15 protein-coding genes are annotated in these 25,248 nt (G+C 64.8%); 6 read left to right on the top strand and 9 right to left on the bottom strand.

What is annotated here, in order from left to right; genetic code table 11:
* Positions 1-85: 85 nt before the first annotated feature.
* Positions 86-550: a hypothetical protein gene (locus ACU6XJ_RS04780; RefSeq protein ID WP_476307137.1), complete on the top strand. Its 465-nt coding sequence runs from the start codon at positions 86-88 to the stop codon at positions 548-550.
* A gap of 115 nt (positions 551-665) precedes the next feature.
* Here the strand turns inward: ACU6XJ_RS04780 and ACU6XJ_RS04775 are convergent, their stop codons facing one another.
* The 3 genes from ACU6XJ_RS04775 to ACU6XJ_RS04765 are packed head-to-tail and all read right to left on the bottom strand — an operon-like array spanning position 666 to position 6,164.
* Positions 666-2,153 carry a class I SAM-dependent DNA methyltransferase gene (locus tag ACU6XJ_RS04775; protein ID WP_476307136.1) on the bottom strand — a complete coding sequence of 496 codons (1,488 nt, stop codon included), beginning with the start codon at positions 2,151-2,153 and terminating at the stop codon, positions 666-668.
* Complete coding sequence (locus ACU6XJ_RS04770; RefSeq protein ID WP_476307135.1) at positions 2,146-3,414, bottom strand: restriction endonuclease subunit S; 1,269 nt, start codon at positions 3,412-3,414, stop codon at positions 2,146-2,148. Before ACU6XJ_RS04770 ends, ACU6XJ_RS04775 begins: the two co-directional genes overlap by 8 nt.
* Positions 3,411-6,164 (bottom strand): type I restriction endonuclease subunit R, encoded by a 2,754-nt coding sequence (locus ACU6XJ_RS04765; protein WP_476307134.1) that lies wholly within the window; start codon positions 6,162-6,164, stop codon positions 3,411-3,413. The genes ACU6XJ_RS04770 and ACU6XJ_RS04765 overlap by 4 nt, the downstream gene beginning before the upstream one ends.
* Before the next feature lie 401 nt (positions 6,165-6,565).
* On the opposite strand from ACU6XJ_RS04765, the gene ACU6XJ_RS04760 reads away from it, so the two are divergent.
* Genes ACU6XJ_RS04760 through ACU6XJ_RS04750 form a run of 3 tightly spaced genes read left to right on the top strand, consistent with a single transcriptional unit; the run spans position 6,566 to position 13,726 of the window.
* A complete protein-coding gene (locus ACU6XJ_RS04760) occupies positions 6,566-7,630 on the top strand; it encodes a restriction endonuclease-related protein (protein WP_476307133.1) in 1,065 nt (354 codons plus the stop codon).
* Positions 7,627-10,992, top strand: a complete 3,366-nt coding sequence (locus ACU6XJ_RS04755) for a pPIWI_RE_Z domain-containing protein (RefSeq protein WP_476307132.1) — start codon at positions 7,627-7,629, stop codon at positions 10,990-10,992. The genes ACU6XJ_RS04760 and ACU6XJ_RS04755 overlap by 4 nt, the downstream gene beginning before the upstream one ends.
* A gap of 4 nt (positions 10,993-10,996) precedes the next feature.
* On the top strand, positions 10,997-13,726 hold the full coding sequence (locus tag ACU6XJ_RS04750; RefSeq protein WP_476307131.1) for an RNaseH domain-containing protein: 2,730 nt from the start codon (positions 10,997-10,999) through the stop codon (positions 13,724-13,726).
* A 334-nt stretch (positions 13,727-14,060) separates the two neighbouring features.
* Here the strand turns inward: ACU6XJ_RS04750 and ACU6XJ_RS04745 are convergent, their stop codons facing one another.
* The gene (locus ACU6XJ_RS04745) at positions 14,061-14,996 is read right to left on the bottom strand and encodes a class I SAM-dependent methyltransferase (RefSeq protein WP_476307129.1); all 936 of its coding nucleotides are present in this window, start codon (positions 14,994-14,996) and stop codon (positions 14,061-14,063) included.
* Between the two features lie 552 nt (positions 14,997-15,548).
* On the bottom strand, positions 15,549-16,100 hold the full coding sequence (locus ACU6XJ_RS04740; RefSeq protein ID WP_476307128.1) for a TetR/AcrR family transcriptional regulator: 552 nt from the start codon (positions 16,098-16,100) through the stop codon (positions 15,549-15,551).
* A gap of 108 nt (positions 16,101-16,208) precedes the next feature.
* On the opposite strand from ACU6XJ_RS04740, the gene ACU6XJ_RS04735 reads away from it, so the two are divergent.
* Positions 16,209-16,904, top strand: coding sequence for an SDR family NAD(P)-dependent oxidoreductase (locus ACU6XJ_RS04735; RefSeq protein WP_476307127.1), 696 nt, complete (start codon positions 16,209-16,211; stop codon positions 16,902-16,904).
* An 802-nt stretch (positions 16,905-17,706) separates the two neighbouring features.
* Here the strand turns inward: ACU6XJ_RS04735 and ACU6XJ_RS04730 are convergent.
* From ACU6XJ_RS04730 to ACU6XJ_RS04715, 4 genes are all read right to left on the bottom strand, one after another.
* Entirely contained in the window at positions 17,707-19,548 is a 1,842-nt protein-coding gene (locus ACU6XJ_RS04730) for an NACHT domain-containing protein (protein WP_476307126.1), read from the bottom strand.
* Between the two features lie 408 nt (positions 19,549-19,956).
* A complete protein-coding gene (locus tag ACU6XJ_RS04725) occupies positions 19,957-20,160 on the bottom strand; it encodes a hypothetical protein (protein ID WP_476307125.1) in 204 nt (67 codons plus the stop codon).
* Between the two features lie 824 nt (positions 20,161-20,984).
* Complete coding sequence (locus ACU6XJ_RS04720; protein ID WP_476307124.1) at positions 20,985-22,802, bottom strand: hypothetical protein; 1,818 nt, start codon at positions 22,800-22,802, stop codon at positions 20,985-20,987.
* A 249-nt stretch (positions 22,803-23,051) separates the two neighbouring features.
* Positions 23,052-23,804, bottom strand: coding sequence for a nuclear transport factor 2 family protein (locus tag ACU6XJ_RS04715; protein WP_476307123.1), 753 nt, complete (start codon positions 23,802-23,804; stop codon positions 23,052-23,054).
* 1,108 nt (positions 23,805-24,912) lie between these two features.
* On the opposite strand from ACU6XJ_RS04715, the gene ACU6XJ_RS04710 reads away from it, so the two are divergent.
* Positions 24,913-25,176, top strand: a complete 264-nt coding sequence (locus ACU6XJ_RS04710; RefSeq protein ID WP_476307122.1) for a hypothetical protein — start codon at positions 24,913-24,915, stop codon at positions 25,174-25,176.
* Positions 25,177-25,248: the final 72 nt, after the last annotated feature.

Raw genomic sequence — 25,248 nt, 5'->3', positions numbered from 1 at the left:
TAGCGTGGCCGGTCTTGGCATCCTGGGCGTGGTCGCTGGCCAACTAGTGAATGCTTGGAGGGAGGACCGCAGATGGAGTCGTGAAATGCAACGCGAGGAACTCCGTTGGCGGCGTGATCGCGACGCTGTGAGTGAAGCCTGGAATTGGGAGCGGCAGCAACGCCTGCTGGACCGCCGACTTGAGGTGTACGGAGAGCTGGTTGCGGCCATCAATCACTGGTATGACGAGTTGTGCGCGTATGGTCGGTACAACCTCGTCGGAGACGGTCCAGAACCTGGCATCTTCCGTACTGGCGCGCAACTGGAAGATCGGGCACGGCAGGCGGCTGCTGCGGTGCAATTGGTCGGCTCCAGTGAAGTAACGAGGCTCACGCAATCAGCGCTTCGCCGCATTCATGAGCTCCATTACACCCTCGGCCTGCATGATGCGATTCCAAGTATGCAACCTCCGGAGGGTACCGATCCGACGAATGCCAACGAGTCTCGGGAGGTCCTCAACGAAGCTGTGAGGAAGGAGTTGCAGATCATGCTCGGCGGCGGGTTGGATTAATCAGGTCACCTGTGCCGAACTTGACGACGAACCCTACGGCGATCTCATTCTGCGTCGGTAGGTCGACGCCACCGGGTCAACCGTATGGTCGAAGAGCCAGATGTCGAATCGATGTTCAGTCCGATGTGCCAGCAGATGACGGCTCGAGCGCCGCGGCGACGGCTTCGAGCTCGACCAGCGCGGCAGTGAGATCCTCGATGATCTCGCGGGCGATGAGGTGTGGGGCCGGGAGATTGTCGGTATCTTCGAGTGACTCATCACGGAGCCACGTGATATCGAGATTGACCTTGTCGCGTGCGATAAGTTCGTCGTAGGTGAAGGACCTGAATCGTTCGGACTCGATCCGCTCGGAGTACTGCTTTCCGGGTGCATAGCAGTCTACGAAATCGTCTAGGTGTTGACGGCGAAGCGGGTTCTGCTTGAGTGTGAAATGTTGGTTGGTGCGCAGGTCATAGATCCAGAGCCTGCCAGTCCAGGGGTGCTCGGCCGCAGGCTTCTTGTCGAAGAACAACACGTTCGCCTTGACGCCTTGGGCATAGAAGATGCCGGTCGGCAGGCGCAGCATGGTGTGTAGGTCGAAGTCACGGAGCAACTTGCGCCGCAGCGTCTCGCCTGCGCCGCCCTCGAAAAGCACGTTGTCCGGGAGCACGACGGCGGCCCGGCCGTTAATGTCCAGAATAGTGGCGATGTGCTGAAGGAAGTTGAGCTGTTTGTTCGACGTGGTGACGACGAAGTCCTGGCGTTCGATTTCGCGGTCTTCGCGGACCTCCAGCCCATCCGCTCCTACCATCGCCAATGAAGATTTGCGACCAAATGGCGGATTGGACAGAACAACAGACCACCGTTGGCCGGGATCTGCGATCAGCGCGTCGCGCACCTCGATCAACGAGTCACCGGCCGGGTTTCCGATGCCGTGCAGGAGCATGTTCATCGCGGCAAGGCGGGCTGTGCCGTCGACAAGCTCGTAGCCGTAGGCGAAGTCGTGCTGGAGGTGATCCCTCTCGGTGCGGGTCATCGACTCCGACCCGCGAGATGCGTACTCGTGCGCGGCGAGCAGGAAACCCGCGGTCCCTGCAGCCGGATCGACTACGGTGTCCTTTACCGTCGGCCGGATGCAATCGACCATCGCCTGGATCACCGCTCGTGGAGTGAAGTACTGCCCGGCGCCGGACTTGATGTCTTCGGCCCCCTTGGACAGGAGCGCTTCGTAGGCGTCGCCCTTGATATCGGTACCAGTGGCCGACCAGTTCTCCTTGTCGATGAGGTCGACGATGAGCCGCTTCAGCTTCGCGGGATCTTGGATTCGGTTCTGCGCCTTGCGGAAGATCGTTCCCAATACACCGGGTCGCTTCCCGAGCTCTTCAAGGATATGCCGGTACTGCGTTTCGAGTGCGTCACCTTTGGCATCCAGCAGTGTCTGCCAGGAGTACTCCGTCGGAACGATCTGCTGGGGATTGAACTTGCGGGTGGCACGTTCGTGCGCCATCTTGAGAAAAAGTAGATAGGTGAGCTGCTCGACGTACTCGATCGTGCCAACGCCGTCGTCGCGCAACACATTGCAGTAGGACCACAGCTTGTCGACCAACCTGCGCGCATCAGACACCAGCAAGCTCCTCGATGTTGTCGTTCAAAGTCCCCGAGTATGCGGCAATCAACAGGGCGCGCCGAAGGACATTTACACGCAGAGTTCCGGACGTTGCGGCTTGGCCGATGCGCTTGAGTTCGGCGTCTCGCTCGGCGTAAGCCTTCGCCAGCCAGCGTTGTTTGTCTGGCTCAACTCGCGGCAACCGGATGCTCATCAGGGATTTTTGCGAGATGTTGCGCATGGAGTCTTTGGTGCCGGTGGCTGCGGCTGAGATTTGCCGCCTTGCGCTCGGCGCTTGGAGTGCCCTCCAGAGCCACTCGGGGTGGACGTCCCCCCTCGGCAAGAGTCTCAGGCTCTTGTCGCTGAGAAGTAGACGTCGACGCACTTCGCCCACGAGGACCGGCGCACCTACATACTCGCTCGTGTTGGCGCGGCTGACGAGCAGATCACCGGGCATGATCTCGAAGTTCGGGTTGACCAGCGATTCGGTGACCGCCTTGTTTTCTTGCGGACGAAACTCGCCCCAGGTCATTGCACTGACCTTGATAATCCCCCACTCGTCGTCCCGAGCTGGGGGTGCGGAACCGCCGACAGACCGCCCGGCTTGGATTCCTGTCAGGAGGTCACCGAGGGCAATGGAGTCGTCATTGCTCAGGCCGAACTTCGCGTTAAGCTCCGCCTGTCGCAGACGGTTAAGGCGTTGTGCTGTCGCCGCGCATGTGGCCAGTACCAAATCGAGTCGGGAGAGATGGTCCTCCAGCAGTTCCACCAGTCGGTTCTGCGCCGAGGCGGGTGGTATTGGCACCGGAAGCTGCTTGATCTGCGAGAGGCTTATCGATGCCAGATTTGTCGTTTGCCGGCCGTACTTCTCGAACCAGTCCTTCGCACACTCGTTGGCAAACCAGGCGAGCAGCTTGGGATGCAACGCCTGGTCGCGAATCCGCGCCCGAAACACGTGGTTCTGGTGGATACAGTCGGGAATCTGTCCTTCCCATACCCATCCTCGACCCAACTTGTCCCGGTCGCCACCCTCGTTCAAGAGGACATCACCGGGCAGGAGCTGAAGCCGTTTGGCAGTTGCTTCGGGTACGCGAATTTCGGCTATCGATGACAGGTCAATACGGCCGCGTTGAACGTTGGCGACCCGCAGGTAGGGCACGAGGGGAAGGGCTGGATCAGACTGCTTCTTCGTGTCCTTGGTGACGCCGCCGACGACGTCGGCGATTTCTCCGAGAGGTGCCCACGTCCAACCGTTCGGGATGGGAAGGATCGGCGTCATGCGGGCAGTTCCTTGTTCAGCTCGTCCAGTAGCTCCGCCGTACGGCCCTCGCCCAGGTCACGGAGGGCGCCGTCGGCACCACCACGGTGGGTGAAGGGGGCTCGGTCAAGGTCCTCGGGGGTGATGCCTGCTGAGGATGCGATTACCTCAACCATGCGATCGAGCCACCACCTCTCGGTCTCGCTGAACTTGGCGCCCGCCTGATCTTGCTGGACGAGCCACGCAGCGTAGCGCTCGCGCACTCGGTCGGCGTAAGGGACCAGTTCATCGTCTTCACCGATGGCGAAACGCATGAGGGACACCAGGTCGGTGAGGGTGTGCCGGGTGCTGCGCCGGACTCGGCCCGTCTCAAGGGCCTCGTAGGCGGCCCAGATCACCTCGGGGGTCCAGTTGTAGGGCGGCCGGCTGATCCGATCGGCGAGTTCCTGGATGTCATCGAAGGAGATGCGGCGTTCGCGGGCCTCGGTCATCAGTTGGATGGCGCTGATCTCGTCGCGGTGCTCGGCGAGGTATTGCGACCAGCTTTCGACGACGGACCGGGCCCGGTCGGTGTCGACCACGCCGTGCGCGTCCAGGAGCACGTCCACGCTGACCTCGTCAATGATTTGGTCGTGAGCGCGCCGGAGTTCGAGGATCCGGTTACGCAGTTCCGGGTTGGCCGCGAGCGGTTGGATCGCCTGGTCGAGGAGCTGCTGGACGGCGGCAGCCGGGTCGGCGGCTCCTTGGACAGCGTGGGCCTGTTTGTCCGGGTCGACCGCGTCCACGAGGCCACGAACGATCGCCTGGACGGAGGTCCCGGCGACCTGGTCCAACTCGGCCCGCTCGGCTGGCGTGAGCTGCAACTCCAAGGCCGTCAGGCGCGAGGCGAGGGTGGCGGTTTCGTCCTCGATGAGGGTGAGCGTGGCTGCCTTGTCGAGCAGCTTCTTCAGGCTGATGCCTTTCTGTCGGTTCAGGGGTGGGTCGACGAAGTCGTGCTCGGTGACGCCGATCGCGTCGACGATGACGAACCGGGTCTTCTCGGTGGCGTCCGGGGTGACGGCGCGGAAGTCGGCTGAGGAGATGGTGCGCGCTCCGCGGCCCTTCATCTGCTCGAAGTACTGGGCCGAGCGGACGTCGCGCATGAAGAACACGCACTCCAGCGCCTTGACGTCGGTGCCGGTGGCGATCATGTCGACGGTGACCGCGATCCGCAGGACCGCCGAGGTCCGAAATGCCTGGAGCTGGCCCTTGGGGTCCTTTGTGTTATAGGTGATCTTGGCGGCGAAGTCGTTGCCCTTGCCGAACACCTCCCGCACCGTGGTGACGACCTCTTCGGCGTGGTTGTCGTCCTTGCAGAAGATCAGTGTCTTGGGCACGGTCGAACGGCCGGGGAAGATCTCGGGCAGCTTGTCGCGGAATGTCTCCAACACCAGGCGGATCTGGCTGGTGGAGGTCACCGCACGGTCCAGCTGCCTGCTGGTGTAGACGAGGTCCTCGTCCAGTGCTTCCAGACGCTGTGCGCGGGTGCGGCGGTCCACCATCGGCACGACGGTGCCCGCCTCGATCGAGGAGCCGTCGGCGGTGATCTGGGTTTTGATCCGGTATAGGTCGAAGTCGACGTTGACCAGATCGGCCACCGATTCGGGATAGGTGTACTCGGAAACAAGGTTCTGCCGGAAGAATCCAAAGGTCTGCTTGCCCGGCGTGGCGGTCAGGCCGATGATGTGGGCGTCGAAGTATTCCAGCACCCCTCGCCAGACGCCGTAGATGGAGCGGTGCGCCTCGTCGACGATGACCAGGTCGAAGGTCTCCGGGGGCAGCAGCGGGTTGTAGGCGACGGTGACGGGAGCGGCGGGGACGTAGCCGTCCAGGCCGGGGTCGTCGCCCTCGGCCACATCCTCGTTCTTGAGGGTCTTGAACACCCGCTGGATAGTGGAGATCACGACCTGGGTGGAACCAAGCATCCCCGCGCCGGTGAGCTTGTCGACGTTGTAGATCTCGGTGAAGCGGCGCCCATCGTCGGGCGTACGGTAATTCTGGAACTCCGCCAGCGTCTGATCGCCGAGGTTGTTGCGATCGACAAGGAACAACACTCGGTTGAAGCCGCCGAACTTCAGCAGCCGGTAGGACTCGGTCACCGCCGTGTAGGTCTTACCGGCGCCAGTGGCCATCTGCACCAGCGAGCGGTCGAACCGCTGCTCAACCAGCGACTGCTCGATCCCGCGGATCGCGGCAACCTGAGCCTTGCGCATCGGGCCCTCGTCCAACGCTGGCAAGGCTCGGACCTTGGCTCGCCAGGTCGGTCGGGCCGGGTCGCGCTCCGCGTCCCGCAGGATACGGGCGAGCGTTTCCGGCTTGGGGACGTTGAATAGCCGCCGGGCCCGCGGTTGGGGGTCGTAGCCGTTCGTGAAGTGGGTCTCCGTGCCGCTGGCCTCGAAGACGAACGGCAGGCGCCCGTCCACGGTCAAGGCCTTGAGTCGTACCTCGGGCGGCAGCCCTTCGGCGTACATGGCGGACTGCCACTCGACGCCGGATAGGGTGGTGCCCACCGGCTTAGCCTCAACCACCCCCACAACCCGCTTGTCGACGTAGAGCAGGTAGTCCACACGGCCATGCCCCATGGCCATGATCATTTCGCGGACCGCGATGCCCAGACCGGCGAACAAATTGATGTGCTTCCGATCCTGAACCAACCACCCGGCGTCAGTCAGCTGTTGGTCTATGAGCACCCGCGCCCGCTGCTCAGCGGCCAGCCTCGGATCGTCAGGCACCTCGCTGCCTCCCCCGTCGCGTCGACCCATACGAGCATCTTCCACCATGGGTACAGCAGCCTTCAGCGCTGAATGCACGCCTAAGCAGTACAGCCGCCGATGGCGCTGACATGAAGATCGTCTCGTAGTTCTTTCCAGTTACAAACGACAGTCTGGTTACGTTCCGTCGTCTGCTGCCCCCTCGCCGGATCACTGCACGGCGGACAAGGACTGTCCAACTGAAACTCAAAGTAGCAGCGTGGTCCGAATGGGCTGCTTGGGCGACGCTTTCGTGGTCGGTGGCTTCCCCAGGCCCGTTTTTGTCGGTACCGAGGTCTATGTTGCCGCGCATGCCGCGACGCACGTCATCGACTGAGGGAACGACACGGCTGGCTCGGCCGTGGCCTGCCGAGTGGAACACCGTGGCCATCGGTCTGCTGGCCAGCGGGTTTGTTGAACTTTCACAGAAATTGGACCGGCAGGGATCCTTCCCTGTGCCCTATCCGCCAGCCTTGCAACGTGGCCTGGACCGGTTGACGGCGATGGGCGTCGTGGCCGACGCAGAAGTACCACGCAGCGTTATGGACCTGGCGGCGTGGGCACACCGCCCGTTCTCGGAGTGGCCCTTCCGTCCTGACGTGGAGGGGTTGAACGACGACGAGTCGCTTCTCGTGGACGGCAAGCCCAGCAAGGCGTGCTTGGAATGGGCGGTGGTGAGTGGAGACGTCGAGGGCGAGATCCGTGAACGCCTGCTGATCCACGGCGTGCTGGATGTGTGCAAGGCGAACGACGATCCTGACGGCTACGTGCGCTTTCGACGGTTGTTGGTGGAGAAGCCGGCTATGTCGGAGCGGGATTTGCTGGTCACGATGGCCCAACCCGGATACGCGGTACTCGCTCAACACCTGCGCGGCGCCTACCGCTCGGCCCCAGCGGAAGCCTTGGTCGATGGCGAGGCGGTGGTGTGTGGAGGTTGCGGACACCTGTGGACAGTGCAGGTTGATGGTGTCCGTCGGTGTGGTGAATGGGACTGTCCGGCGCCGACGACCGTCAGGAAGCGTCTGCCCGCCTCGGAGGGTGTGGTGTGGCTGAATCGTGAGCTGCGCATGTTCGTGTCCGGTCCTGGGCGTGCGGAGCTGCGGATCGCTAAGGCGCTGGAGCGTGCGGGGGTCACCGTGCGGTTGTGGCCCGATTTCGACGCCTGTGACGTCCTGCCGGTGGAGGTGCCGTGGGCGGCCGACGTCAAGTCATGGACGAACCCGGTTCGGTTGGCCTGGCGGTTGACCGAGCGTCCCTTTGTGATCCCGCGGGGCGCGGCTCGCGGCTTCATCGTGATCGCGAAGGAGCAGACGACAGGTCGGCCCGAGTACCTGCGTGCCCTGCGGAACCACTGCAGTTGGTTGAAGGGGCAGTCCCGAGTTGAGGCGGTGTCGGAAAAGACGTTCATCGAGCGGGTGGTCCGTGAGTTCCGGAAGGCGCAGGCGTGAGGGACAGCAGCACGTGGAAGAAGGACATCGCCAGGACCCTGCGGCGTGAGCCGGATGCTCCCGAGGGGCGAGCGGCAGTTCGGCTGATCGACATCGAGTTGGTGTTGTACCTGGTCCAGCGGGTTGCTCCAGATCAATCGGTCCTCGATGCCTGGGCTTTGCTGGGCGGATACCCCTTCCTGAACGTCGGCCGCGCATCCATCCCTGCCGAACACGAGTCCATGATCGGCGTGGCCCGGCACCTGGTGTTGTGGTTCAAAGACCGTGAGGACTGGCGCACCGCGCTGGAGGAGTACGTCGTCTACCCGGAAAGCATCCGGGGCTACGAAGTGGACCTGCTCGCCGGTACGGCCGCCCAGCGTGAGCCCACGGTGCTGGAGGACCGCTTCGACTACTACGAGGACGTCTTGTCCAACGCGCCACCGGATCTGACGAGCAAGATCACGACTGCCGGTCCCGGGCGTTATTTCAACCAGGCCGAGCCAGCAACCAGTGTGACAATCCCGGACTGGTTCCCGAGCCGCGCCCGTGGCCGTGGCCACGATGTGCTGGCCCGACGCGACCGCGGGCCGATCAAGCTGAAGTGGCTGGAATTGGTCGGCGCGGCCATGTGGGGCGACGATCGCGAGGCCGAGCTGAAGTGGCCTGAGAAGCTGCGGTCGAACTGGGTGGAGAGGCTGACTCGGGTGACTCTCGAAGTCCGTCAAGTCGACGACAGCTTCTCCGCATCGAAAGAGTTGACGATCGCCGGGATCATGCACATGATCGGCATGGTCGGGGCCGGCAAAAGCACGCTGGTGGAAGTGTTGCTTTTGTGGTGCCACCTCAACGACAAGCGCGTGTGCGTGGTCGCCGACAATGTGACATCGGTGCTGCGTAAGACGGTGCACCTACAGGCTCTCGGCGTACGCGCGGCTCCCGTACTGGGACAGTCCAACCGCGTCCAACACCTTACGCGCCTGCACCGGTTGACCAACCCTCGCAACGGTCGCATCATGCCCGTCGGGGACCGGATGTTTGACCTGACCAGCACCGCATGCTCCTTGGACGGGTTGCGCGACCACGCCGCGACGCCCTGGGAACTGCGGCATTGCCCCTGCTCGGGTCTGATCCCCGAGGCTGGCGGTGACGGCTCGGACGACAAGCCGAAGGCCCAGTCATGTCCGGCGTGGCACACCTGCCAACGGCACGAGCCCTCGCGCGACCTGGTGGACGCAACGGTCTGGATTGCGACCACGGCGAGCCTCATCCACACCCCGGTGCCCAAGCAGCTCAACGAGGAGCGGCTGCGCTATCTCGAACTCGCGTGGCGCCGCAGCGACCTGATCATCGTTGACGAGGCCGACCAGGTTCAGGCCCAGTTGGATTCGGTGTTCAGCCCCGAGCAGCAACTCATCGGAGAGGACTACGACGCCTGGCTCGACGAGGTCATCGAACGCACCAAGAAAACGATCCGCCAAGCCGGTCGTGAGCCCATGCATGAACTGCTGGTGCGGCACTGGTTGGTCAACCTCGACAACGCCAACATCGCGGTGGACATCATCTACTCGGCGCTGTCACGCGACAGCGCGCGACCACAACCGGCGCTATCCCGACGATGGCTGGACAAGGCGTACTTCACCGAGTGGACACTGTCACAGCAGCTGGCCCAGTCCTGGGCCGGATTCGGCCCGGCCAAGAGCAACAGTCACCGCCCCGTGGACGGCTGGGAGGACAACCCGGTCTACCGCAGGTTGCGCCGTGCCTTCGATGGCGTAATCGACGACCCTCTCGGTGCGAAGGACACCGACAACGAGCTCACCCAGCGGATGATCGTGCTCACCGCGCAGATCCTGCGGGACGCCAACGAATCCGTTCGTCTTCGCCGTGTCGGTGACTGGCTGGAAGCCACCGCCAAGGAACTCAGCGAGCAGGGCTTGGCGCTGACCATCGACGATCTGGAGCGCCAGGCCGTCCGCCTTGAGTTCATGCTCGCGGTCGCGGTACTGGCCAAGTCGCTGGACCAGGCGATGGACCTGTTCCGGGCGGTGGAGATGGAACTGGGGCTGGAAGGCACCAGCTCCGCGTTGTTCCACCGGGCCCCAGCCGACTATCAGCCCGTGGTCCCGGACTCGCCGATGGGCAACGTGCTGGGCTTCCAGTACCTCGACGAGAACCACGATCAGCGCAAGAGGCGCTCCAAGATGGGGCGGCTGCGGTTCTTCCGCTGCAGTGGCATCGGCCGCTGGGTGTTGCTTCGCCTACACGAGTTGTTCCGCACCGACTCCGACCAAGGCCCCAACGTGTTGCTGCTGTCGGGCACCAGTTGGGCCGGAACCTCGGCCCGCTACCACATCGACATCCCCGTGTCAGCGATCTTGACGCCTCCGAAGAAGGAACTGGCCGCGGTCCGGGCCAGCCGCTTCGAGTTCTTCCCGCTTTTCGCCGGCGACGCTACAGCCCCGATCAAAGTATCGGGCAAGTCCGGCGAGCAACGTGAGCTGGCGTTGCGGCAGATGATCGCCGAGCTGGCCAACCCCGGCGCGGGCAAAAGCATCCTGGAACAGCACCGGGACTCCTTGCCTGCAAACCGGCAACGACTGCTGCTGCTGGTCGGCAGCTACGCCGAAGCCCGCATGGTCGCCCAATACCTGGTCTCGTTGCGCACCAGCTGGCAGGACCAGGTACTGCACCTGGTGGCCGACGACGAAGAGTTCACCGACTCCTGGGACGGCGCCAACGGCCTCCGACGCGGCGACGTGCACACCCTGGCCCGGACATCCGCCTGGATCCTGGTGGCACCCTTGCTGGCCGTCGAGCGCGGGCACAACATCCTCAACGACGACAGCCAGGCCGCGATCGGGGCCGCGTACTTCCTGGTCCGCCCGCACCCCCGCCCCGACGACCTCAGCTACGTCATCCAGCGCGTCAACCGGTGGGCCACCCACCAGATTCGTAACAAATTCCCCGCCGTCGAAGCTGCCGACCGCGCCGTCCTGGGCCGGTGCGCCACCACGTTCCGGTCCGCAGGCCACCGCCAATGGAGGTGGCTGCTGAACCTCAAGCTCGCCTACAGCAACCTCCCGGTACGTGAGCGGGAAGCCCTGGCCTGGACACAACTGGTCACCATCTGGCAGGTGATCGGCCGACTGGTCCGGGGCGGAGTACCCGCCGAGGTCTACTTCTGCGACGCGGCCTTCGCCCCCAACGCGGCCCGCCGCTCAGAGAACAGCAGCGACGACGCCTCGCTGAGCCTGCTCATCGGCCTGCGCGACGTTCTGGCACCCTACTTCGCCGACGGCTGCACCGACCCCGACACCTACCTCGTCGAAACCCTCTACGGCTGCCTATACGAGGCGCTCGCCCAGCTCGAAGGACTGTGACCCCATGCCAGCCAAGCCCAAGTACGAAGAGCTCCGGCTCGCCGCGTTCCGGCTGCGGACCGACGTCCCTTGGGAACGCCGCCTGTACCTGCTGCGCTTCCCCGAGTCCTGGAAGAAGCCGCTGACCACCCTGGCCAGGCCGCGTCGCAACGGCGAGGAGATTCGCTCCATCCCGATCGCGTTGCTCAACAACGTCATCGCCGCCCTCGTACCCGACGTCATCACCGTCGCCACGCGCGCGACGATCGGCGAGAACGCGCCGTGGATCTACAGCGACGTCGAGGTGGACACCGAGTCGTTGTTCCTCATCATCACCACCTGGGTTCGTGCCACGGCAACCGATCCGCGCAAGGCCGACGCAATCCTGGGCAAGCTGCATCACTCCGACCTGGTCTGGACCGCGCTGGACATCGACTTCACCACGTTGACCTCCGACACCGACGACCGGATCCGCTCCGACGAGCTTTACCGCCTCCTGCCCCACGTCATCGCCGCCGAGCTCAGCGCACCGGATCTCCACCACGTCCACCTGATACCGAAGAACCCCGACGCGGATCCCGACGACGAGTCGACCGAAGTCGAGCAGGTGATCTCACGGTTCCACCGCACGCCCTCCGAGGAGGGCGCATGCGTCATGAGCTGGCCCCCACACCGCATGCCCCAGCGTCCACTGTCCTACATGATCAACATCACGGCGCAGAGCCGGGCATTCGACGCCCAGCCGCTGGTCCACCTCTCGGTGGGAACGCGCAGATGGGCCCACAAGGAAGCCAAGCTCAGCTTCAGCCACGGGCACAGCGTCTACATGCTGCCGTCCCTGCCGTGGCTACCTGGACTCAACCGATCCCACAGCTTCCTCGTCGCATCCATCGAATCCTGGAAGAAAGAAGCACCCGGCACCGACGAAGGCTTCGAGTACTCGGCCCGCTGGGCTGGCGGCAAGATCGGGAAGATTCTCCGGGAACTCGGACTGACCGAGGAAGGCAAGCTACCCGATCCCGAGGTGCTGAAGAAAACGCCCGCCAAGTATCTTGCGGCACCCAATGCCGCGGCACTCGTCTTCAGCAACGGCATGTACCCGTTCGACCATCCGGTGGCTCCTGGGACGTCGCTCGCGGACAAAGTCCCCATCGTCGACTGGGTCACCAACACCCTCGCCGACCGACTGGTCCCGATCGAACCTCTGCGCAAAGGGACCAAGGCCGTGCTGGACTCCAAGAAGCTCAAGGAGACCAAGTACGCCGCCTCGGAGGCGGCCCAATTGCGGCAAGCCATCGCCGACACGATCGGGAGCACCCTGGGCATCGACATTTTTTACGACACCACGCACACGAAGAACTACGCCCGTAAGACCTTGTCCCAGCTTCTCGGCATCGAGGTGCCCGAGGACACCGATCGCCTCACCGGCAAACCCGAGACCATCACCACCGAGGAACTCACCATCCTCATCACCGTGCGCCCCGTCGGCGCCTGGGGCAGCGGCTTGGCCGGCGACACCGCCATCACGGACAAGGATCGTTTTCAAGCCGCGGTCGGCAACCGCATCGACAAGATCGGTGAGGAACTCGGCGACGCCGAAGTGCCCACAATCTCCCTGGTTGAAATCAAGGGTCGAAAGTCCTACACCGGCAAGCAGCGAACTTCCGATCCGAAGTTCGCCATCAAGGCAGGCTTGTCCCGGACCGGTCGACTGTCTCAATGTGTCACCGAAGCCCCTGAGCCGACACCGTCCGAAGGCGACCAAGAAATGCCCACTTCAGACTCCAGCCTGGAAAAAATGCGGTTCAGTTGGTACGACCTTCTACGCCAACTGGGAGTCCGCGCAGCCGATCTGCCCATCCAGGTGGAAGGAAGCACCATCCAGGAAGCACCGGCTTACCTGGCCTTCTGGCTGATCCGCCAAAACCAGCGCAGCCGCTGGGAAGGCATCACTCGGCAAGTCCCAGTAGCCGTGCTCATCGACCCCTCGGGGCGAAACATCCAGGCTTGCGCGCCCAACGTCCGCTGGATGCCCCTGCACCGCGCCCAGCACGAGATCAGCCGACACCACATGCTCACCGACCAGAAGCGCACACCCGAGGAGATCACCCGCTTCTTCGAGCAAGTCCTCCGCAGCGTCGCCCGCCAGCACCCATCCCTGCTGTTGCTCACCAGCGCCCAAAACCTCAGGTGGGGATGGCCGCACCTCAACAACCCCGACATGGCCATCGACACCATCAAGTTCGGCCAACAACCCCAGGGCATCACCCGCTACCCCGCACTGCGTCACGTCCGGCTACGCACGACCGAACGCGACGAAGTGCCCGAAGTCTGGGGGGTCAACAGCAAGGAGGAGGGCCACCCGCCGGGCTACTGGCTCGCCGAGGACCGGATCTTCTTCAGCACCGGCGAGAAGCCACGCAGCGCCAGCAACGCTGTCAAAAGCGCGTCGAAGGTCGTGCCCCGGTGGAGGAAAGGGAAACTCGTCGACCCATCCACCAAATCGATGGTATGGAATGCCCGCGCCCTCGAACTTACCGTCGCGGCAATCCAACCCGGCGACAACCCGGAAGACTGGGCCACGCTCGCACATAACCTCCGCTGGGCCACTCCCCACTACGAGTATGCAGTCACCTTGCCTTGGCCACTCGCCATAGCCAGGAAACTCGCCGAATACATTATGCCTCTCGATCTCCTCGAGGACGTTGAGGAAGTCGAGGCAGACGCGACGTCGCCCGTAGAGAACGACAATTAGCAGCTCATCGACCCGACCGCCGAACTCGGCACCGTCCCCGACCGCCCGAAACCGTACTGGGGCTGGGGCAACCTTCCCGATCAGTACAGCCGCCGCTGGAACGGCGACGACGAGGAAGGCTCTCCAGCGCCGAACCCGAACCTGACGGACCTGCCGCCGTTACTCCCCGGCTGGGGCCACCGACGACCACGGCTCCTCTGGGTGGGCCGCCGCCAGCAGTAGCGGAGATCTGCCCGGTGAGGTGAGTGGCCGGGTTCGCTCGCGGTGTCGATGTTGCGGATCGGGGTGCCTGGTCAGGGTGTGAGGGCCATGCGGATGTGGTGCTTGTCGATGATCACTCCGGTTGAGAGCGAGTTGTCGTCGTCGGCTGTCGTGGCGGGGTGGGCGGTGATGAGGGTTGGGCGGTGCGGTCGTGGTCGAAGCGGCGGATCTGTTGGACCAGTCGTTCGGCGAGTTGGGCGGCGGCGCGGCCGTGGCCTGTGGCTCCGAGTTCGTAACGACGTTGTCCGTCGGGGCCGTCGATCCTGCGGGGGTTGGTGAGGTAGGCCAGGGAACCGCCTTCGACGAGGCATGGGGTGTGGTGGGCGAACGCGGGTGTGCAGATGCGGGCTTTGATTGCGGCGGGGTCGGCGGCGAATCGGCAGGTACTGGGCTCGGTGGCGGTGAGCCAGAGCCAGATGTGGTCGAACGGCTCGTTGCTGCCCACGGTCACGCCGGACCAGACGGTGGTCTTGAGTTCGGTGAACACCTCGTGCAGAGCGGAGGGGTCGATGTTCTGGTCGGTGTCCCAGTACAGGGCGATGTTCTCGGCGATGCTGCCGGTCTTTTCTCCGGTGGGCACGATGCCGATCATGGGGATGAATCCGCACTGCCTGCTGTCGGTGGCGCGTAGGTGGCCGTCGTTCTGACGGCGGAAGGCGATGCTGCGGGCTTGGCCGCGCCAGTGCAGGGGGACCACGAGCGTGCCGCCGGGGGCGAGTTGGTCGAACCAGGCCGGGGGCAGGTCCCAGGGCCCGACGGTGACGATGATCTTGTTGTAGGGGGCGTGGTCCGCGGCGCCGAGGGCGCCGTCGCCGGTGATCACCTGGACTCGGTCGTAGCCGGTGTCGGTGAGGGCGCGGCGGGCGTGGTCGGTGACGTCGGGGTCGATATCGATGGTGGTGACGCTGCCGTCGGGGCCGACGAGGCCGGACAGCAGGGCGGCGTCGTGCTGGGCGCCCGGAAGTATCTGGCCGTGGTCCGACCGCCAAAACCGCAACCAGGAACGCAACAGGCTCCTCGCCAATCCGTAAGGGACTCCAGATCTGCGCCCTGCCCCTCGACCCGGAATCTGGCCTCGCGTGGCATCGAAGCCAGAGCGTCGACGTCACATCCGAACAAGACCGATTCTTTCTCCACTGATGATTCTCTTCCGTCATGGCCGACCATGGACCGGATCGATCGAAATGCCGGGATTCGTCACCGGATGCTAGCGGTCTGCTACCAAGAGCTGTCGAACGTTACCGGATAGGAATCTCGCTTCGCGGAGCTTGATCAAACAGCTATTGCCTGGTCGTCCCCCTCGTGGGCTCGTCGCCAGCGATAACCCCGGATCTTGTTGAACCGGCGACGGCGCCCTCCGGTAGCGGCCACTGCGTCACCCTTGTGGTGCCCAAGGCTACGGTTCCGCTCCCGGCGGAACACCTAAGCAGCCTGCTGAAGCCAACGTCCTGTCATGCCGCAGACCGGTCGTTCCACCCCAGCGAGTATCCGCTCATGCCGATGGTCGGATAGTTCCTGAAGATCAGCTCGCCAGGACGCGGTGCTGAGAAACCCGCTCGTGTCACTTCGCTCGTAGACCGTCGAGTACGACGCGGAGCGAGCGTTGCCATGCCGGTGCGCCTGCGTTTTCGCCGAGAAGTGACAGTGCCCAAATCAGGTTCACCACGTCCTGGTCGCTGACGTCGGTGCGGATCGCCCGTGCGTGGCGGACGCGGTCGAGGACCGTTGTCAGGTGTGCCATGCCGCGCTGGCACGCCTGCGCTACTTGCGCGGCCGCAGGGTGATCACCCGTGAATGCCTCCAGCAAGCCCCTGTCGGTGGTGAGCTGGGTCAGCAGGTTGTCGACGAACTGGGTGAAGGCGCGCCATGCGTCCGGCTCGGCCGCCGCCTGGGCTGCGAATTGGTCTGCTGCGGCCAGGCGAGGTGGCAGCAGCGCGTCGATGAGGGCGTCGCGGCTCGGGAAGTGGTTGTAGAGGGTGCCGATGCTGACTCCGGCACGCCGCGCGATCTCCTCCAGCGACCCGGCGAGCCCCTGCTCGGAGAAGACCGCGGCGGCCGCACACAGCAACCTGTCACGGTTCCGGGCCGCGTCGCGGCGCAGTGCCTTGCCCACGCTGACCATCGTACAAAGTTGAGGGCAGCCTCAGTTGCGGCTAGGCTTCGAAAGAAGATGAGGGGAGCCTCAATATTGCAGGAAACCATGGCAACAGGGCGGACGGCCGTGATCATCGGTGTGGGACCTGGGCTGGGCATGTCGATGGCCCGCCGGTTCCGCAGGGAGGGCTTCCAAGTGGCTTTGGTGTCGCGCAACGACGTCCGACACGGCGTGTACCTGGCTGATCTCGCCGCACATGGCATCGATGCCACCGCACACGTCGCTGACGTCACCGACCCGGATCGCTTGGCCGCTGTGTTGGAGGCGATCGGCACGGTCGGGGACGTGGAGATGCTCTACTACGGCCCGGGCCCGACGATACAGCCGATTCCGATCACCGACATCGATGTTCCCACTGCGCAATCGGCGTTCAACTGTGTATGGCCTGCCGTGCAGGCCACCAACGCCGTGCTGCCCGGCATGAGGCAGAGGGGAGCTGGCGGGCTGATCTTCGCGGGCGGGCTTTCAAGCGTGCTACCGATGCCCATGCTCGGCCAACTCGCCCTGGCCTCAGCCGCCCTGCGGAACTACGCGGTCACCCTCAACACCGCCTTGGCAGACCAGGGCGTTTACGCCGGAACTCTGACCATCGGTGGTGTGGTGGAGCGTGGCGACATCCATGCCATGGTCAGTGCCGACCCCGGGAAATACGGCGTCGCCGACGGGCACACACTCAATCCCGATCGGCTCGCCGAAACGGCCTGGAGCATGTACCGCATGCGCGATCGCGCGGAGGAGGTGTTCAACGCCATCGGAGGCTAATCTCTCCGGTCACCACGGAGGATGATCAATGGTGACTTGTTCCAAGGTGGGCAGGAGATCGTCTGCCTCCTTCGCCCAGCGTTCCAGGTTCGGCTGCTCAGCCCCGCCCCGCCGACCGCGTCCACCCGGGAAAGCAGCGCCGCGGCATCCGGGGCGAGTCACGTCCACCGCCATCACCGCAGCAGCCACGCAGTGCTCACAGAAGACACCACCGCGCCCTACCGGGCAGGAACACTCGCCGATCAGCCGGCCGTCGGCGCCCGTCAACCGCGCCTGATAGTCATCGCCCCCCCCACCGCGGCGACCACATGGTCCGCGAACACCTGCAGACCGACCTCTGATCATGGCATCCCACGCATCCACCGACACGGAGACCACGTCCACTCGTCATACCGACTCGCCTTGCCCTCCACCGTGGTAGAGCCACATCCAGAGCGATACTCATTTGCGACACTCGCCATCCGCCCGAAAGCGCCAGACACAGCAGAGGTGCGAACGAAAATCCACCGTGAGAACCCTGGCGGCGCCAGCAGATCATGATCTCGCCCATGTCACGGTTCACGACGGCACACCACCCGTCGATCATCGACGGTTCGACACTTCCACACCCCCAGTCCCGGCATCAGACCCGGCCGCTCATGCCGCTGACCGCGTGGCGGCTGCTGCACGCCGATTCCGATGACCGGTGTCCGGCTGGGAGTGCGCATGTGCAGACACGCGGAGGCTGTCTGAGCACTTCGTCGCTGGTTTCTGGCGAATGATCATTATGGCACCGCAGTTCTTGCCGCCTTTGTTAATCTGATCAGCCCTTGGTGGCGGCACCAGATCGTGAAGTCGCGTAAACACGGGCGAGGCGGTCTTGGAGACGGGCGTGGCGGAATTGGTAGGCCGCACCGGCTTGGCGCAGCACACCCCGCCGGTGGGCGTCGTCGAGGAAGTCCAGCACTGTCCGCGGCAGCCTTCCTGTCAGTGGCAGCCACACCCGAGCAAGGATCAGCCATCGGCTCCAAGCGTTGCCGCCGAGTCCGCTGATGAGCAGGATCGAGAGTCCGCCCATGAGCCCGGTCGTGAGTACGTGCAGAGGCTCGGCATCGAGTCCGAAGACCGTGGCGCTGACCAGTGTGCCCACCAACCCAAACGCGAGCGCCCGCGTGAGTACGTCTTTGCGGTTGGCCGCCAACAGCGCGGACGGGCTGACCGCGGTGCTGAGGTCAATGGGCACGGTGAACCCGTTGAGGAGTCCGCCGACTACCGCGAACCCGAGTCCGAACATCAGCGAGCCCATGAGTCCGCTCTGCAAGCTGAGTCCGATCTCCCGTGCGATCTCGTGCCGGAGTCCGAGTGCGAGCCCCAGCTTGTCGCTGAGCTCGAAGATGAGCTGATCCACGAAGCCGAATTGGTCGAGGAGGCGGGCCGTGGTCCCCAGTGAGAAGTCATCCAGGAAGCTCAGTGAGAACCCGATGAGGAATCCGATCGACGCACCTCTGGCGAATCCGCCGACACACCCGAGCAGAACTTTGCTCAGCGTTCGTGCTTCCAGGCGATGGAGTTTTATCCGCAGGTAGGAGGGTTGGTGTCCGTCTCCGCGGAGAATCGAGGTCAGGGCGTAGCTGAACCCGAACGCGAGCCCGGTCCCGAGTCCGTGCACGATTCCGATCACGGCTGCGCTGCTCAACCCGAACAGAATCCCGCTGGTGAGTAGCGTTGCCGCTCGGGGGACGGTGTCGCCCAGACGCCACCACCCCAGGTCTCGGGTTCGCAACCGCCCCAGGTGCCAGGCGAGATAACCCAACCAGCGTTGGGCCTGCTCGGGGGTCGGCGGCTTTCGGCGGGTGGAGTTTCCGTCGGCAGGCGGCCGCTCGTATGCAGCTGTGATGAATGCGTCCATCAGATGGTCTTCGATGGCCTGCCGGGTGGCGAACCGGTCGCTGTCGAGTAGTTCGGCGGGGTCGCGGTGGGGGGTGTCGCTGTAGATGGTGCGAGCAAGGCTGACCGCCAGTGGGGTGGACAGCGCCTTGATGAGGTTGGCCGCCTCCGGTGCGTCCGGCTGCTCGCGCAGGCGGATCAGCACCGAGTCCCACTTGGTGGTCGTGCCGCAGTCGGTTGTGGTGATCTTGCCGGTGGTGCGCGGCAAGTAGCCTGCCAGGTCGTTCACGGTGAGGGCGTCCAATGCGATACCGGCCGCGTCGGTGAGGGTGCCTGCGGCCGCGACCGCCGACGCGTACTCCTCGGGGCGGCTGGTCAGCAACAGCGGGATGCCGGTGGCGTTCAGTCGCTTGAGCGCGGATTGGTGCAGTCCGGGGGCGATTTCGTCGAACCCGTCCAGGACGGGCAGGATGCGTCGGGTGTCGACCAGCAGGGCGGCCTGGCTCACGCCGGTGGGGCCGAGCCGAGCCAGTGCGGGATGGTCCTGGAGCAACTGGTGGGTCAGCCAGTCCCGTAGTGACCTGGTCGTCGGATTCCACGAGCCAAGGCCGAAGATCACCGGAATTGGGTCGGAGTTGGTGCGCGTGTCGAGCCGGTCCAAGACGAACCGCAGGGCAAGGACCGACTTCCCGGAGCCTGCCCGGCCGAGGACCACCAAGCGTCCCGAGGGTATCCGGCGGTAGATTTGGACGATCTGGTCCAGCCGGCCGGTTACCACGACCGGATCCTCGCGGCTTCCTATCGGCACGCGGCTGATGTTGGACCAATGGTCGATCTGGTGCTCAGGAACCGCCTGCCACCGCACCGATAGGGGCAAGGGCTGGTGCACCCGGCGGAGTTCCTCCTCACGCCGCCACTGGACACGAACCGTCTGCGCGAGTTGATCGGCTGCGTCTCCCAGGTCCGCTGCGCCTGCGGACCTCGGCCCAACCGCATGCGGGGTCAGGACGAACGTCATCACCACGAGCAGGGCAAGCAGTGGCCAACTCCACGGTTGCCACGTCTCAGGCAGGGTGTCCGCCGCCAGATTGGTGACCAAGGCAAGCAGCACGGAGACCAGGACGGATACCGCGGTTGCCACTGCGCGTGATGAGCCGCCAGGAAAAGACACGACAGTCGAGACCGCTCAGCACAACTCCACGGTGACCTCGGTTCCGAGGTGATCCATGGCGTAGTTCAGCAATCGCTTCTTGGTGTTGATGGCGGCGGCAACCTGCCCCTGCTCGACGGCACGGCCCTGCTCGTCGACACTGTCGAAAGTCACCACAGTGAACGTGTTCCCGCTCCTTGCGTTGGCTTGATCGATCAGAGCCTTGTTGCTCTTCTCCACACCGACCTTCCTGCCCCGCAACGATTCCCAGCTGTTGTACCTCGATCCCTTCTTGGCCAACAGCGCCTGCCCACTGCAGGTATCCCGCAACTCATGACGCTCCCCGCGGAGGTGGGTGTCCGACCACCCATACCCGACCACTCGGCTGTACGGGCCATCGGGCGCTTCCGGTTCGGCGCACCCGGCCAACACCGCCAGCACGAGCGCCGACGAGGCTCCGAGCAACCGATGCTGAGCTGGACATGCCACCCTCACACCTCCTCAACACGGGGATTCCGGCGGTCCCCGGCGGTCACCGCCGCACCATATCGGCGGCGATGACCGGGATATCGACCTGCACTCGAAGATCAACCCTATTGAGATGTGATCCGCAAGTCGGGTATCGGGTGCTCGACGCGAGCCCATGATCTACCCGAGTCGCGTCCGCTCATGCCGCTGACAGGCGCGCAGTTCTTGGCATGAGACGTTGCGCTGCGTCTGGTTGGTGTTTATGAATGGCGGGCGTGCCACTGGGGGTTCGGTGCCTACGAAGCTGCGCGATGCAGCTCTTGTTCGGCCGTCCGATGCGCGGAAGCCAGCCACGCCTCGACGCTCAAGTTCCACCGGGGCGCAGCCCCGTCTCCCGTAGTGGCGACGCGCTCATGCTGCCAGGAACGAAGGCCAGCGATGTGTGCTCGGATCCGGCAGACTGAACACCGTTGCACTCTCGGAACACGCAGCACCGAACTGTAACGGCCAGCTCGCCAGCCAAGTCCACTTGCGGATGAACTCCTGACGCCACATGCGCGGTCATAGCGTTTGCCGCGCGGCAGCGGATGTTCGCTTCACGTCCTGCGGTCAGTTTCTCCGAGGCACGCCTTCGGCAATACCGAGGTGCGGCTGCAGCTCATTCGGCTACCGCGGTCATTTGTGATCGACGGGGCCGGTTGTGGCATCAGGGTGAGCATGTCTTGGTTGAGGGCGAGTAGCGCAGGTGGACATATCTGCGCCAGCGCGTCGAGGGTGTAGATCCATGGCCCTGATTGCAAGCTTGCGGCTGTCAGGGCAGCACCCATGCGCGCGTCTGTTGCCGTGACGATCTCGGCGACCCGTCCTTGGGCCCGGCTTCTGAGTTCCGGGTTGGGAATATCCGACAGTGCGGCGAGAACGCGGTTGAGAGATTCTTCGACGCTTGCGGAATCTGAATGCCGTTGGGTTGTCAGGGCCTCGGCTACAGCAACCAGCGCCTCAGCGCGCTCGACAAGGTCCATGTTGAGTGCGGTGGTGAGCGCCTCATCGACGAGCCCAGTCCCTGCCATGGCTGCGGTGACGGGGTGGAGAGCTTGTGCCTGGTGGTAGGAGTCGGTGACAGAGTGGGCCGCAGCGAGTGCCTTATCGAACTGTCCGGCCGCGGCCAGCGCTGCCGCTGCTCGGCACTGTGCCTGATCCTGCTGGTAGGAGTTGGTGATGGGCCGCACGGTGAGTGCCTCGTCCAGAATCTCCATGGCTTTGTCGCCATTGCCGGCCCTGGCCTGTGCCATGGCTATCCCGTTCAGCGCTTCAACCTGCTGGTAGGAGTTGCTGATGGAGTGGGCCGCAATGAGCGCCTTGCCGAGGATCTGAGTGGCTTGGTCGGCGTGACCGTTCTCCGCCAGCACACCAGCGATCTCCCCCAGCGCCTGGGCTCGTCGTTCCAGGTAGGTGGTTGCGAGCACGCCCTGAAAGGGCTCGAACCTGGCCCACGAGTCCTCGATTCGGCGCTTGGCTCGGGCACGCAGGTCGAGGTCGTTGATGAGCTGGGTAGTGGCGAGCGCCTTAACGAGTTGTCGCACCTCGGCCAGTGCCCTGGTGATCGCGTCAAGCTCCCTGGCCCGCAGGTTGGAGTCGGTGATGGCATGTGCGGCGACGAGTGCTTCGTCCAGGATCTCCATGGCGTCATCGACCTGTCCGGCCTCGGCCAGTGCCGCTGCTATCCAGCACAGTGTCTGGGTTCGCACGGCTGGATTCGTAATGGGGTGTGCGGCGGCGAGCGCCTCTTCGGCTTTTCCGGCCCTGGCCAGCGCCAGGGCGATTCCACTCACTGCCTCGGCCCGCTGGTTTGCGTTGGTGGTCGAGTAGGCGGCGACAAATCCTTCCTCGATCTTGCCTGCTTTCGCCAGCGCCGCAGCGACGCTGGTGACCACGTCACCTTCGTGGAATGGGTAGGCAGCGGTGCGGGCGAGAGTGAGGGCCTCCTCGAGTATCGCCGTGGCCCGCCCGTTGTCTCCGGTGTTGGCCACTGTTCTGGCGACCTCCCCCAACGCCTCGGCCTGCCCGTACGAGAAAGGGATGGAGCGGGCATTGGCGAGCGCCTCCTCCAGCCGTCCGGTTTCGGCCAGTGCCACCGTGAGATCGTGGAGCACGTCGGTCCGCAAGCCGTTCTCGTCGACGGAGCGCGCGGTGGTCAGCGCCTCCTCGACACCGCCGCGGCCTGGCGGCCCCTGCCCGACCTCACCATCGTCGTCACCGACGACGTCACCAACGCCGTCCACCGCGCCGAAACCCGCGACAACCGGGCCTTCACCGAAGACCAGTGGACGATGCACCGCCGCGCCGCCGCGCTGTTCGAACACCTCGCCGACCTCGACCCCCACCACGTCCGCCTGCTCGACCGCCGACGGCACACCACCGAGGACCTCACCCGACGGATCGCCGACGCCATCACCATCGCCAGCTCGCTGAGCTGTGCGGGCCCTGACAGTGGAGGCTGGTACGCGGGCTCTGGCGGCGTTCCTGACCTCTCGGGTTGGCGCGGGAGGGCCGGTCGCGACGGGAGGCGACCGAGGCCGATAATCGGGCCGTATTTGTGTCGGCGGTGGCGGGATCAGGCGGGCCGCGGGTGTGGGGTGTGGCCGCGTTCCTGGAAGATACCGTCAGAACAGGCCGTTGCCGTGAGGGAGTTTGGCCGGGATCGGGGCGACGATGTCCCAATGTTCGACGATCTTCCCGTCCTGCACGCGGAACAGGTCGTAGTAGGCCGACGGGACACCGAAGGAGCCCTCGGACTGCACCAGGACGAACTCGCCCTCCGCGATGACCTTGTGCACGGTCGTGTAGTCGAGGTGCTTACCCTGCTCTGCCCACTTCGCCACCGCCGCCCCGAACCCGTCCAGGCCGTCGGCCGCCTCGGGGTTGTGCTGGTAGTAGGTCTCGGTGGAGATGAAGTCGGTCAGCACCGAATAGTCGGCGCCCTTGAGGACCCTCTCGGCGAAATCGGACACCAGCCTCCGGTTGGCTTCGGTCTTGTCCGGTTCGGTGACCTCGGTCGGCCCGTCGGTCTGCGACCGTCCCGACGCCGTCGGGGACACCACGGGGGTCAGCGCGTCCCAGTGCTCGGCGAGCTTGCTGTCGCCATCGACGCGGAAGACGTCGAAGGCGACCAACGGGTCCGGGCCGAAGCCGAAGTACGTGCCGTGCAGGGCGACCAGGTCGCCGTCCGCGATCACACGCGAGTTCTCGTAGCGGAAGCCGTCCGGCAGCCCGGCCACCAGTTCCCGCAGCGCCTGCGGACCATCACCGGCCAGCGCGCTGTGCTGCGTGTAACCCGCGGCGACCCACCGGTCCACCGCCGACGGGTCCTTCTCCCCGAACAGCTCCCTGGCAGCCTCCATCACTGTCTGCTTCACGTCCATCACAGTGAACCTCCCGTTCGGCGGCGATGAACTTCCTGTTCGGCGGCGGTCGGATGACCGCGTTCGACGTGAGACACACATTCTCGATCCGCCTCACGCACCCCGCCACCTGAGAATCCAGACACCGAACCTCGTCCCCGGCTGGGTCACTCTCCTCGACCCTCGACCTCCGCCACGGGGGCGCCCCTGAGCAAGCGACATGACCAGCCAACCCAGGGTTGACGGGCCTCCGGTCGCGCCGGGAGGCCGTCCACACCACCCGCCACAGCCGTCCCCGGCGCGGTGCACGGTGCACTACCGTCTCCGCCGTCGGCGCGGACACCGGGATCAGGTCCTTCCGACGCGGTCGCCGTCGACCGCACCAAACGGCTCCCAACGGCATTCAACTGCACCCACAAAACCAGCAGAAGCACTGTTTGCGCAGGTCAAGGCAGTTGTCGATCTACTTTGACACGGTAGGGGTCACTGGTTCAATCCAAGTATCGTCCACCAGCTATATACGCAGCTCAGATAGCGGTTGATCTTCATCGACAGGCGTTCTGCTGTTATGGGAGCCGACGCGCTGGCCGTCACCGCCGGCGCCCCGGCCCGCCTCGGCCCCCGCGGACCGGTTCCCCGCAGTGGCAGCGGCTTCTCGCGCGAGAGCAGATGGCTGTCCCTCGCCGACAACAGCGACGACCGCGTCAGCCGCGCCCGACATCGCGGCCGGGGTGCGCGGATAGGCCACCGCGCTACGAGGTAGACCTGCCCGCCTGCGCGTCGGCCTCGTAACGCAGCCGTTCGGCGGCGAGGAAGCAGCGGTTGAGGCCGGTGCGGACGTCGAGCGCGTTGGCGCCGGTCTTGATGATGTAGAACAGGCCGATGTTGACCAGCGCGACGGCGGCGGCATCCGGGCCGGTTTACAACGTGTAAACCGGCCCGACGTTTCCAGGCCCAGACTTTCCGCACCGCAATAGACCAATGCGAAAGCTGAGGGCGCGGACATGTCCGCCGAATGGGAACACGCTGCTCATACCGCTGTACGGCAGCCAAGAAAACTGGCACCCACATAGCGCAGCAGCCTGCCGATCGAATTCCCGTACACGCAGCCCGAACTGCCCGTATGGCACGCGTTGATCGGCACCATCCCGCTGATCGCACCGACCAGGCGCTGATCGTCATCGCCGACGAGCGCCCATTCACCCGGCCACCGCGGACCACAATGCCCTCTGCCCGAATCCAGGGCATCGCGGTGGCCGGGCCCAGGACCGCTGCCCGAGACCTCGTCCAGCGTTCAGTGTTGCTGGGCGCCGGCCAGTTGACCGACCTCGACCACCTGCTGGAGATCACCCGAGGCCAGCCGCACGAGGCGCGGTGGCAACAGTAGTCGCGGCCCGTGGATGACGCGAGGGCCGTGTGCCGCCTCTTCGTCCGGCGCTCGTCCATCGGGCGGGCCGCG

The sequence above is a fragment of the Actinorectispora metalli genome, from assembly GCF_056323685.1.
This window is presented reverse-complemented; position numbering and strand designations above follow the sequence as displayed.